Below are 11,793 nucleotides of genomic sequence, written 5' to 3'. Positions count from 1 at the left end.
AAAATGTTGCTGTTTTTTGCACTGATAATATTCAGGCATACGATTCTTTAATAATTAATTCAGGTTTGCCATCGACATCAATTAAACAGCCAGAGAATCCTTTTAAAACTATTTCATCGTAATCATGACCAGCGTCGGAAGGCCAGCATGCAGAAAAGGACAACACATCATTTCCAGTATTCGAAACACGGTGAGCTGTATGTGCCGGAATATAGTGGATACTTCCTGGATGCATTTCTTCCTGGCGGATTTTCCGGTCTCTAGTCATTAAAATTAGTCTTCCACATCCGCTTGTTCCAAAGTAAAACTCTCCCCGATCTGATAAAGCATGAAAATGCCCTCTGGTCATAAAATATTCATCACCTACCTTTCCTGGATAAATTCTTGTTACTCCAAAAAACAATCCTCCTTCTGTACCTTCACTTATCGGCAAATAAGCTTCTACATCATATATTATTTGATCCTGTGGCATCTCTGAACGCAATTGTTCATCCTTAAATAAGTTTTTAAGGTCACTTATCGTGGTCGATTTACGTATGACCGGGTCACCTTTAAGCCCGTCCTGGACTAATATCATTGTTGAAGTTTTCATTTCTAATCCGTGTGTTATCCAAAACTAGTCTACTTATGATTCGAAAGCTTCCGTTTTATTTTCCAAATTATATGGTATATTAGCAATGTGACAGATCCGCTATTTCAACATATTTATCTCCAGGATGACCAATCTTATAATATCCTTAAAGTAGACCGGCCGTTTTTTGTTGTTCCCTGGCATCTTCACCCTGAAATTGAGATCATGTCAATTGTCAAAGGGGAAGGCAGCAGATTTGTTGGGGATAGTATAGAGAATTTCGGTGCGGGGGATCTGGTAATGATTGGTTCTAATTTACCACACTGCTGGAAAAATGCCGCCCAACATTTTGAACCAAATTCGGTTTGCAGCGCTGAAGCTCGTGTAATACTATTTAAAGAGAAAACTTTTGGGAATGAATTCTTTAATATCCGGGAGTTGAAAAACATGAGAGAAATGTTCAAACTTGCACAACGTGGAATTTGTTTCAATGGAAGAACTACGGCTTTAATAGCTGAAAAAATTAATGAAGCGTATCTGCAAAATGGAGCTAAACGGTTTATTTCTTTTTTAGATATTCTAAATGATCTGGCGGAAAGTAAGGAATTTAGACTCCTTTCCAGCATAGGGTATAAGACTTCAGCATTTGGTAGTGATGTACAGCGGTTAAATAAAATTATCAACTATTTAATGGAAAACTTTCAGCAACCTATTACCTTGGACGAAGTTGCTGCGCATGCTTATATGTCACCAACATCCTTTTGCCGGTATTTTAAAGGGCACACTAACAAAACCGTTGTGCGATTCCTTAACGAACTGCGCATAGGATATGCCAGAAAATTATTAATTGAAAATAAAGATAATATCAGCGATATCCATTATATATGTGGTTTCCAAAATGCCTCCAACTTTTATGAACAGTTTAAAAAGATTGTTGGGTGTTCACCTCTGCAATTTCGAAAACAACACGAGGCAAAATTATAAAGTCAATAATGATCCATTCTTTTCGTCCAGAAGATTAGGCCGATTGAATTTTTTATCATCTTTTACAAGCGATAAATAAGGTGCTACCTGAGTTGTGCTATCGCGAAGCCACATAGCATCGTTAATCTTCATGAACATCCATTTAAAAAAAGCATGTTCAAATTTGGTTAGTAAATTCATAGCATTTACCAAATATAAAAAAATTTCAAAAATTATGCTAAATCATTTTAGTTACCTATGTTTGGGTATAGTTTTTAAATCACAACCAACCAAATTGAACCTTAAGCCATGCAAAAAAACGCAGCATTTACCGACAAGAAGTTCCTGATCACCCTTGTATTTGTCACCTCACTTTTTATGTTCTGGGGTATTGCCATCACCATGGCCGATGTGCTGAACAAACACTTCCAGCATACCATGAGCCTTTCAAAAACCCAATCAGCTTTTGTACAGTTTGCGGTATTTGGTGCTTATGCAGTAATGGGAATTCCGGCTGGCCTCTTTATGAAACGCTTTGGCTACAAAAGCGGTGTACTTTTAGGACTTTCGCTTTTTGCTCTAGGTGCTTTCCTGTTCATACCTGCAGCCAACATTTCATCATTTGCCTTTTTTGGCATTGCATTATTTATTGTAGGCTGTGGTTTATCTACCCTGGAAACAGTAGCGCACCCATTTGTTGCTTCTTTAGGAGATCAGCGTACCAGTGATCTGCGTATCAATTTCGCACAAATGTTTAATGCAGTAGGGGCCATTATAGGACCACTTATCGGCGGTTATTTTTTATTGAGTAATAACGTTGCGGGCAGCACAGACTTAACTTCTGTTAAAATATTATATGCTGTAATCGGACTGGTTATACTTCTGGTTGCGGTATCTTTTTCCTTTGTAAAAGTGCCAGCCACTACAGATCCACATGCAGTTTCTGCGGCAGACGCAGATGCCCTGAACGTGGATGTTGCACCTGATAAAAAACTATTTGACCACCAACACTTTGTATGGGCAGTTGCCGCACAGTTTTTTAACGTAGCTGCACAAGCCGGCACCTGGGCATTTTTTATCAATTATGTCCACGAAACAGTGGGTTTTAGCGACGAAAAAGCCTCTTATTTTATGGGTGTATTTATGGGTATGATGCTTACCGGACGGATTTTAGGTACTTTTTTAATGCGCTTTATTGCACCAAACAAATTACTGGCTACATTTGCCTTGGGCAATATCCTGATGTGTATCGTAGTTGCACAGAGTTTGGGCATGGTCTCGTTTATTGCCTTACTGATGATTAATTTCTTCTTTAGCATCATGTTTCCCACCATCTTTAGTCTGGGCCTTAAAAATATGGGTACCCGTACCCAGCAGGCAGCCTCGTTTTTGTCTATGGGTGTAGTGGGTGGCGCATTCTTCCCGTTTGTGATGGGATATGCCGCAGATCAATTTGGTATAGCCCATGCTTACTATGCGCCCATCATCTGTTATATAGTGATCTTCCTGTTCGCCTACAAATTTTATAAAGTAAAACATTAATCAGCACATGGCCAGACTCTCCATTAAGGATATTGCACAACGATGTAATACATCGATAACCACGGTTTCCTTTGTGCTTAATGGCAGGGCCGAAGAAAAACGAATCAGCAGAGACCTTAAAGAAAAGATCCTTAAAACTATTGAGGATACAGGCTATAAACAAAACCTGTTTGCAAGGGGTATGAGAACAGGAAAAACCAATATCATTGGCCTGATCGTAGAAGACATTTCCAATGCATTTTTTTCTGCGGTAGCCAGGATCATTGAAGAAAATGCCTACAAAAGAGGTTATAAGATCATTTACTGCAGTACTGACGACAATACATCAAAGACCAAAGAACTGATCAAACTGTTTGTAGAAAGGAATTTAGATGGCTATATCATCACCCCGCCTAAAGGGCTGGAAGACGAAATTCAGTTCCTGATCAACAAAAAAATACCGGTAGTCCTGTTCGACCGGTATTTCCCGGGCTTAGAAACCGACTACGTAATAGTGGATAACTTTAATGGTGCTAAAAATGCTGTACAGCATTTATTTGATGCTGGTTTTGGAAACATTGCACTGGTTACCACTTCATCAGCTCAGACCCAAATGCTGGAAAGGCTAAATGGTTATGAAAAAACGGTCATTGAAAATGGAAAAAAACCGAAAATATTGAAAATACCTTTTGACCATTCTGCCGAACAGAACATTAAAACCATAAGTGCCTATTTGAAAAAGGACAAGGATTTAGACGCGATTTTCTTTGCCACCAATTACCTCGCATTCGGGGGGCTTGAGGCCCTCAATGCCCTTGAAATGAAAATCCCTGATGATATCGCTGTTGTGGCTTTTGATGACCAGGAGTTTTTCAGGATCTATAATCCTTCGATTACAGCGGTTTCGCAGCCTGTAAAAGACATTTCACTTCAACTCATTGATATTTTATTGCAAAAGATGGAGACTCCTGAAAAACCTGCAGAAAGAATCATACTGTCTACAAATCTGATCCCTCGCAATTCTTCCATCAAAAAGTAGGAGATCAGGTGTCAAACAAAAAAGCCCCCGACATCCATCGTGGCTTTTTTGTATCAACTAAACCTAAACTTTATAAATACTAACCAAATATTTATGGCACAAAAGTAAGGTGACGATGTTAAGGTTTTGTTAAAGATTAATTATGATAAAAAATAAATAAGCAAAGCCGCTACAACAAAAAAGGGGCTATCATACCTGACAGCCCCCTTCTCTATAAATTCTATATACTTAATAAACAGTGTTTTGAGCATTCCAGTTTGCCCAGCCACTTGTCCAGTCGGTTGTGCCAAACGCACCACGATAAGTCACCGCAGTAGCACCCGTTGTTGCTACCCAGGTACCGCTTAAAGCAGGAGAACCTGCAGCTGGTAAAAAGTTAGGCGCAGTTAACGAGAAAGGACTGGTTAACTTAGCACTGGCATTTACGTCGGTAAATACAACATTTCCATCAGTCAAAACTTTTGCCTGCAAATCTGCAACAGTAAGTACCCCGGCAGCAGCATTGGTTAAGAAGTTAGCCGTATAAGCAGCAACGATATTGTTTTTAAACTGGGAATCTCCATTTTTATAGAAAGTAGCAGATGCATCAGATTCTATATTTAAGCCCCCTTTTTGTGAACCTAATATAATAGAGTTGTTAAAGATAAATTTAGCGCCTCTTCTCCAACGGTTACCATAAGCATGTCTTGCCGCTGTATTTGCTGCATTATTAGGGCCGATAATTGTCAAATTAGAAATTTTTGGCTGAGTGATTGGAGTTGCATTAGTGCCATTGGCATCATTGTCACACTCTATACCATTACCATCATCCGCTGCATCTACAAACCCTGGGTCTCTGAGGGCTACAGCAAACTGTACACTACCATTAAATCCGAAATCAAAGTCAAAATCATCATCAGCAGTGGCATAAGCAATTAAGTTTTTACAGTTAACCGTACCACCAAAAAACTCAAATGCGTCATCATTTGCATAAACGGTCTGTACATTTTCTATAATTGTTTTATTACCAACAGCATAAAATGTCAAAGCATTAATTTCGCTGTCATTTACACCAATCCCTGCATATTCAATACGTACATACCTCAACGTTCCTGAATTATCATCGTCTATCTTGTCCGTGCCATAGGTAAGTGCAACGCCTCCCTCAACCTGCACAGCAGTTGTTCTGTTGGTAGTTGCTCTTCCAACCAATATAATACCACCCCAATCACCAGGAGTCCTGCTACCCGCCTCCTTTCCAGACGTAAAAACGATGGGCTTGGCAGCTGTACCGTCGGCCATGATCTTGGCACCTTTGTCAATTACCAGTGCAGCTTTAGAACCCACTTTACCTCTGATCACTGTACCAGGCTCAATAGTTAAAACGGCCGGGCTCTTTACAAATACAGTTCCATCCAAGATCCACTGTCTGTCAGCCGTAAGGGTTCTGCTTGTAGTTATTTCACCCGTAATCGCCTCAGGAGCCTTTGGTGGAACTTCCGGATTCTCCTTATCGGTTTTTCTGCAAGAAGCAAAAGCCATTGCAAATGCTAAAAAAAGGATTGATAGTTTTTGTGTTTTCATTATTCTTTTTGCTATAATTTCTATTTCCTAAAATTACGAGCTTAACATTGCCTCAACATTAAGCCTGGTTTACCATTTAATTACCCCTGCATTAATTAATTGTTAAGGGACTATTTTTTGTCTAATCCAAAATTATAGGTAAACGTTAAGCTCGCACCCGAACCAACACGAGCGGTATTCATGATATTGTCCCCTTTTTGATAGGTCTTGTTATTGTCGTTATTTTGGTAGAATAAGATCTTTTCATTTAGAATATCAGAAAGATTCAGTCTAAGTTCTCCCCGTGTATTCAGTAATTTCTTAGAAATCTGAAAATCTACCATATTCCTCCCTTTTTCGTAAATATCATTATACCCTTGATAACCAACTTCAGATATACGCTCGCCAATTCTGTTGTACAACAGGTTGAATGATAAATTAGTCTTAGGATCATTATACAACAGACCTGCATTGATCAGATATGGAGATTGTCCTTGCAAGGCCCGGTTTGTGATTTCTGAAATTAAGCTGTTAAGATTAACCGTTGAAAATATCAGCGCCGCATTGGTGTAAGCTGTCATATTCTGCAAAAAACCACCTTCTTTAATAAACCCTAACGTCTTTCTAACTTCCAGTTCCACACCATAGGTGGTAGCGGAGTTGGCATTTTGGAAAGTTACATTCTTCACACTTCCAGAAGATACAATCTGCTCAATAGGATTCTTAAAGTATTTATAATAACCAGACACAGAAATGATCTGACCTGCCCCAGGGAATACCTCATACTTAACATCTAAATTGGTATTCTGACTTCTCTTCAAATCTGGATTTCCGATCAATACTCTCTTAGAGATATAATCGAAGAAACCAAAATTCGACAATTCTCTTAGCTCAGGACGGGTGACAGTATTTGAAACTGACAAACGCAGATTCATTTTATCTGATAAATTATAAGTTGCATTTAGTGAAGGAAGGATATCTGTAAATTGGTTCTCAACCTTAAGTTTATTGCCGGAATTATCTGCCGTATTGATACGTTGATAAGAATCTTCAACCCTCACACCAAAGGAGGCTCGTAATTTTTTACCAAACCGGGCATCCAACATTAAATAACCTGCGTTTAAATCTGATGTTGCATCATATCTATCCGTAGCTTCTGTTCCTTCATCCAGTACAAAGCCATTGTTATTCAAGTTATCAGCGCTAAAAATCTCATTAACTGGTAATTTCAGTAAGTTTTGATTAAAACTTCCTGTAGAAAAAGATCGGATGTAGCCGAATTTACGGGCACTGAAATCACGCTCTTTATATTGTTTAAGCACCCCAGCTTTAAATGTGCTCTTTTCTTTTAAAAAACTAAAAGGTAATGTAAGGTTTAAGCCGCCATTATAACTATCTTCAAACAATTCCGAAAAAAAGCGACTTGCATCGGTTCTGGAGGCAGTACCATTAGGCACTACAGCCAAATACTCCGTTTCACCCTCTTTCTGGTCATAATTCACAGCTTTCAAATCAGGCTGCAAACGATCTGAATAGGAATAACCCAAATTCCAGTTTATCTTCAGTTCTTTCCAGGACAGTTTATGCTCACCTTCCAGCTGACTGTTTAATAAAGACTTACTAACCAGATCATAAGAGTACCCTTTTCTTTTAATCTTATCGATCACCAATGACCCCTCACGATAGGTATAAGAATTATCTAATGAGATGTTGTATAAATTTTTAAAGGCAATCTTATTGTTTCCTTTGATATAGGCAATATTGGCCAATCCACCAACCGACGAGCTGAACTTATAAGTATCATCATTAAAATCATATTCTGTTTTATCCTGATTATACTCAAATCTTTCACTATTTGTCAAGCTTTCACTATTTCTATAATTCAGTGACAAAATTGCCCCAATGTTGGCATTATTTTTTAATGTTTTACGCAAGCCCGTACTTAACTGGTAAGCCTGGGCAGGAGCTGCCTTGCTGTTATTTATACTAAATGAGTTCGGAAAGAGCTTACCGGATGCGATCTTTTCGTAGTCAGACATCACCTGATATTTAGCTGTCGAAACGATTCCGTCAGGAATATTTCTGTCTTTACCTACGAAACCAAAGTTTTCCACTCCATCCTTTTTGCCCAGCTGAAAATCTTTAAAAGTTGATTGAGAATTATATCCCGTTCCTGCTGATAAAAAAATGTAATTCTCTGTAGGAATGTCTTTGGTTAAAACCTGTACCACACCTCCGGAAAAGTCTCCGGGTAAGTCTGGTGAAGCTGTTTTATTAATAACGATATTATCAACCATATTCGATGGTATAATATCAAAAGAGAAAGCTTTCCTGTCTGGTTCAGAACTTGGCAGAATTGCATTATTCAATAAGGTAGCATTATACCTGTCGCTCAATCCACGTACAATAATGAACTTATTATCCTGAATACTTGTACCACTTACTCTTTTTAAAACTTCCGAAGTATTCCTATCTGGTGAACGTCTGATCTGATCAGCAGATATACCATCAGAAATACTGACACTTGTTCTTTGACGATTGTATAAGGTATTTACCGATTCCTGTTTTACCGTAGCAGTAATTACCACCTCATCCAATTTTTGCCCTCCTCCCTCTTGCATTACCAGATCTACAACGGTTGAATTTCCACCTTTAACTTCAACATCTGTAATATTTTTAGTGGAGTAACCTACATATGAAGCTTCCAGTGTATACTTACCAGGAGCCAATGCATTAATAATATATCGCCCTTCCACATCAGTAGATGAACCTTTAGTGGTACCCTTAATTTTTACCGTTACACCAATCAGTGTTTCACCGGTTTTTTGATCAGATACCTTACCGGAAATTTTTCCCGTTTGCGCAAATACCGCTGCGCTGATAATTACGAATAAGACAGTAATTAATGCTTTTTTGAGATTTAGTTGTGATTTCAATTTGCCGTATATTAATTTCCAGCAAAGCTATTACCACAATGTTAGCTACATGTTAGCCTCAAATTACCATTCGTTTACCCTAGTGTTAAGAAATCGTTAAATGGCTTTCAGATCAATATTTTAGGCCTACTTTTTTGCAGATAAAATGCAATAACCAGATTGGTCCGATTAACAGGAATTTAACATCTTCTAAAAATGAAGGTTTCTTTCCTTCTATCTTATGGCCGATAAACTGGCCGACCCAGGCAAGTACAAAAATCAGCAGACATACCAGCCATACTGCAGGGCCACCACTTGCCTGCCAATACTCCAGCTGAACGATGAAATAACTCATCAGACTGATTACCCATAGCATTAAAAAAGACAATGCCGGTGAAAGCGTAAAATAATAGTACAGCGAAAATGCAATCAGAAAAGAAGCCCAGTTCAGGAAACCGTTAAACTTACCCAGAAATTCCAGGTGCGGAAATGGGATCATCCATACCAGGCCAAGTAAACTAAAAACAATTAAAGGCACACAGATCCAGTGAATCAATTCATTGGTCTGGTTCTGGTGGCTTTCTGCATACTTATCAAAAAGCAGGTCTACTTTTTTTTTAGGCTCAGCTACCAATCCTTTATTTTGCTTCTTCATTTTAATTATGGTTTACTATGTAAAAATAAAAAAAGCGATGGGATTATCCATCGCTTTTATCTAATGATCTATTAAGCGCTCGTATTTTACGCCACGATCGCTTAATTATTTTGCAAAAGCAACCGATCTGGTTTCTCTTATCACCGTTACTTTAATCTGGCCAGGATAAGTCATTTCCGTTTGTATACGGTTAGAGATATCTGCCGCCAGCAATTCAGCCTGCTGATCAGTTACCCTTTCACTTTCTACAACTACCCGCAGCTCTCTACCAGCCTGTATGGCAAAAGTTTTTTCTACCCCAGGATAAGAAAGTGCCAGTTCTTCCAGTTCTTTTAAGCGTTTGATATAACTTTCCACAACTTCACGACGGGCACCAGGACGCGCACCTGATATCGCATCACAAGCCTGGATGATCGGTGAGATCATCGAGGTCATTTCTATCTCATCATGGTGGGCACCAATGGCATTGCAAATCTCCGGATGTTCTTTATACTTCTCCGCAAGCTGCATCCCTAAAATTGCGTGTGGCAATTCAGGGTTGTCATCAGGCACCTTACCTATATCATGTAACAGACCGGCACGCTTGGCCATTTTTGCATTCAAGCCCAGTTCTGCAGCCATAGTAGCACAGAAATTAGCCACCTCACGCGAGTGGTGCAATAAGTTTTGTCCATAAGAAGAACGATAACGCATACGTCCTACCATCCTGATCAGCTCGGGGTGCAAACCATGGATACCCAGGTCAATTACCGTACGTTCACCAATCTCTACAATCTCATCCTCTATCTGTTTCTTGGTTTTGGCAACCACTTCTTCAATACGTGCCGGATGGATCCTGCCATCAGTTACCAAACGGTGCAGGGCCAAACGGGCAATCTCTCTTCTTACCGGGTCAAAACCAGATAAAATTATTGCCTCAGGGGTATCATCCACAATGATCTCGATACCAGTAGCAGCCTCAAGCGCACGGATGTTACGACCCTCACGGCCAATTACACGGCCTTTGATCTCATCACTTTCAATATGGAAAATAGAAACTGTATTTTCAATGGCGGCTTCAACAGCGGTGCGCTGTATCGTTTGTATAACCACCTTTTTAGCCTCTTTAGTAGCTGTGAGCTTGGCCTCATCTACAATGTCCTTTACCTGGATCATGGCTTGCGTACGGGCTTCCTGCTTCATGGTCTCTACCAGCTGGCTTTTGGCTTCTTCGGCACTTAAACCGGCAATAGTTTCCAGTTGGGTCACATGCTGATTTTTCAGTATATCAACCTCTTCCTGCTTTTTTATGGCAATTTCCGTTTGTTTTTCCAGGTTTTTCTTGTGATTATCCAGCTCCTGCTCTTTGCGGGTAGCATTTTCCACTTTAGAGTTTAAAGACTGCTCTTTCTGTTTGAGTGAATTTTCACGCTGGTTGATCAGGTTGTTCTTTGCATTTACCTCCTGCTCATGTTCTGATTTTAACTGCAGAAATTTCTCTTTTGCTTCCAGTAACCTATCCTTTTTCAAGATCTCGGCCTTACTTTCAGCATCTTTCAGCATCTTTTTCACCTTGGTCTGGGCCGCAATTTCCTGCGTTTTTAGCAGGCTGCGCAGCAGGTACCTCCCTACCAGAACACCGACAACCAGGCCGGCAAGTACATATCCTAATATTTCCATTATCTATTTGTATTTATTGTTTAATCAGATACAATTCTTCATTACTGCACCTATCTCTTCCATAACTTCATCCTATCTGACTATTTATATCTCTATTCAAAAAAAAACCGCAACTAAATCTTTGAGCCCCTCGTTTTAAAAACCTCAACTAATTATAATTAGGATTTAAGTCATTTTCAGGTGCACGAATGCAGATGAAATACACCTTCTCAATCCTATAAATATTGAAGTGTTAAGTTTTAAAAATAGTGAAACTCAAAAATCTAGCTGCGGCTATATTTTTATGCTAATCTTAACTTATTTAAAGAACGTACCTATTTTGAAAAAAAATCGTTTAATAAACTATCCAGTTCTTCCACCTTCTCGGCAACAGCAGTATCCTGATTCTGCACTTTGTTCTCTACCCTCAGTACTGCCGTTGCATAGTGCAATACTGCCATAGAAAGCAAATCCTGTTTATCTCTGACTGCATAATTTTCCTGATAGTCCTTTATGCGTTCATTAATAATCTTGGCTGCCCGCCTTACAATTTCTTCCTCCTCAGTATTTACCTTTAAGGGATAAATACGGTCGGAAATAGTTATTTTTATCGAGATTTCTCCCATTTCTTAGCTTTGTTTCACTTTTCAGGTATCACTTACTTTTTAAGCAACACAACACACTTATCTATTTCACGCACAAAATCGTTAATTTTTTGCTTTATATCAAGTGTCTTTTCACTTGTGCCTTCAATACTTTTCGCCAATTTTAAAACCCGCAGCTTTTCTTCCAGATCTGAGTTCTTGTTTTTGGAAGTATCCAACGCAACTTTTACCGATTCATTTTCCAGCTTCAACAGGTCATTTTCTTCTTGCAATGCAGCACAAAGCTCTATTAAGCGAGCTGTCTTCTGCAATACGGAGGTTAATTGATCTGCAACTGATGACAT

Annotated in this window: 11 protein-coding genes; 3 read left to right on the top strand and 8 right to left on the bottom strand. The window is 39.1% G+C overall.

The genetic code is table 11. The features are described 5' to 3' along the window. Positions 1-31 precede the first annotated feature (31 nt). Positions 32-577 (bottom strand): glucose-6-phosphate isomerase family protein, encoded by a 546-nt coding sequence (locus R2Q85_RS17840; protein WP_316813152.1) that lies wholly within the window; start codon positions 575-577, stop codon positions 32-34. Between the two features lie 102 nt (positions 578-679). Between R2Q85_RS17840 and R2Q85_RS17835 the strand changes: the two genes are divergently transcribed. Beyond that, positions 680-1,555, top strand: a complete 876-nt coding sequence (locus R2Q85_RS17835; RefSeq protein ID WP_316813151.1) for an AraC family transcriptional regulator — start codon at positions 680-682, stop codon at positions 1,553-1,555. On the opposite strand, the gene R2Q85_RS17830 is transcribed toward R2Q85_RS17835, so the two are convergent. Continuing rightward, positions 1,550-1,687 (bottom strand): glycoside hydrolase family 125 protein, encoded by a 138-nt coding sequence (locus R2Q85_RS17830; RefSeq protein WP_316813150.1) that lies wholly within the window; start codon positions 1,685-1,687, stop codon positions 1,550-1,552. The two genes, R2Q85_RS17835 and R2Q85_RS17830, sit on opposite strands and share 6 nt — an antisense overlap. A gap of 156 nt (positions 1,688-1,843) precedes the next feature. Between R2Q85_RS17830 and fucP the strand changes: the two genes are divergently transcribed. Both fucP and R2Q85_RS17820 read left to right on the top strand, forming a co-directional pair. Then, positions 1,844-3,076 (top strand): L-fucose:H+ symporter permease, encoded by a 1,233-nt coding sequence (gene fucP, locus R2Q85_RS17825; protein WP_316813149.1) that lies wholly within the window; start codon positions 1,844-1,846, stop codon positions 3,074-3,076. A gap of 7 nt (positions 3,077-3,083) precedes the next feature. Continuing rightward, a complete protein-coding gene (locus tag R2Q85_RS17820; RefSeq protein ID WP_316813148.1) occupies positions 3,084-4,094 on the top strand; it encodes a LacI family DNA-binding transcriptional regulator in 1,011 nt (336 codons plus the stop codon). Positions 4,095-4,322: 228 nt separating this feature from the next. On the opposite strand, the gene R2Q85_RS17815 is transcribed toward R2Q85_RS17820, so the two are convergent. The 6 genes from R2Q85_RS17815 to R2Q85_RS17790 all read right to left on the bottom strand — a co-directional run bounded on the left by R2Q85_RS17815 (position 4,323) and on the right by R2Q85_RS17790 (position 11,793). Continuing rightward, complete coding sequence (locus tag R2Q85_RS17815; protein WP_316813147.1) at positions 4,323-5,657, bottom strand: hypothetical protein; 1,335 nt, start codon at positions 5,655-5,657, stop codon at positions 4,323-4,325. 110 nt (positions 5,658-5,767) lie between these two features. After that, complete coding sequence (locus R2Q85_RS17810) at positions 5,768-8,572, bottom strand: TonB-dependent receptor (protein ID WP_316813146.1); 2,805 nt, start codon at positions 8,570-8,572, stop codon at positions 5,768-5,770. Between the two features lie 112 nt (positions 8,573-8,684). Continuing rightward, positions 8,685-9,206: a DUF962 domain-containing protein gene (locus tag R2Q85_RS17805; RefSeq protein WP_316813145.1), complete on the bottom strand. Its 522-nt coding sequence runs from the start codon at positions 9,204-9,206 to the stop codon at positions 8,685-8,687. Between the two features lie 105 nt (positions 9,207-9,311). Next, the gene (gene rny / locus R2Q85_RS17800) at positions 9,312-10,865 is read right to left on the bottom strand and encodes a ribonuclease Y (RefSeq protein WP_316813144.1); all 1,554 of its coding nucleotides are present in this window, start codon (positions 10,863-10,865) and stop codon (positions 9,312-9,314) included. Between the two features lie 314 nt (positions 10,866-11,179). After that, on the bottom strand, positions 11,180-11,470 hold the full coding sequence (locus R2Q85_RS17795; RefSeq protein WP_084241377.1) for a cell division protein ZapA: 291 nt from the start codon (positions 11,468-11,470) through the stop codon (positions 11,180-11,182). Between the two features lie 32 nt (positions 11,471-11,502). Further along, on the bottom strand, positions 11,503-11,793 hold the full coding sequence (locus R2Q85_RS17790; RefSeq protein ID WP_316813143.1) for a hypothetical protein: 291 nt from the start codon (positions 11,791-11,793) through the stop codon (positions 11,503-11,505).

The organism is Pedobacter heparinus (assembly GCF_032678725.1).
Classification (GTDB): Bacteria; Bacteroidota; Bacteroidia; order Sphingobacteriales; family Sphingobacteriaceae; genus Pedobacter; species Pedobacter heparinus_A.
The sequence above is the reverse complement of the archived record's forward strand: the minus strand, read 5'-3'. Positions and strand labels throughout refer to the sequence as shown.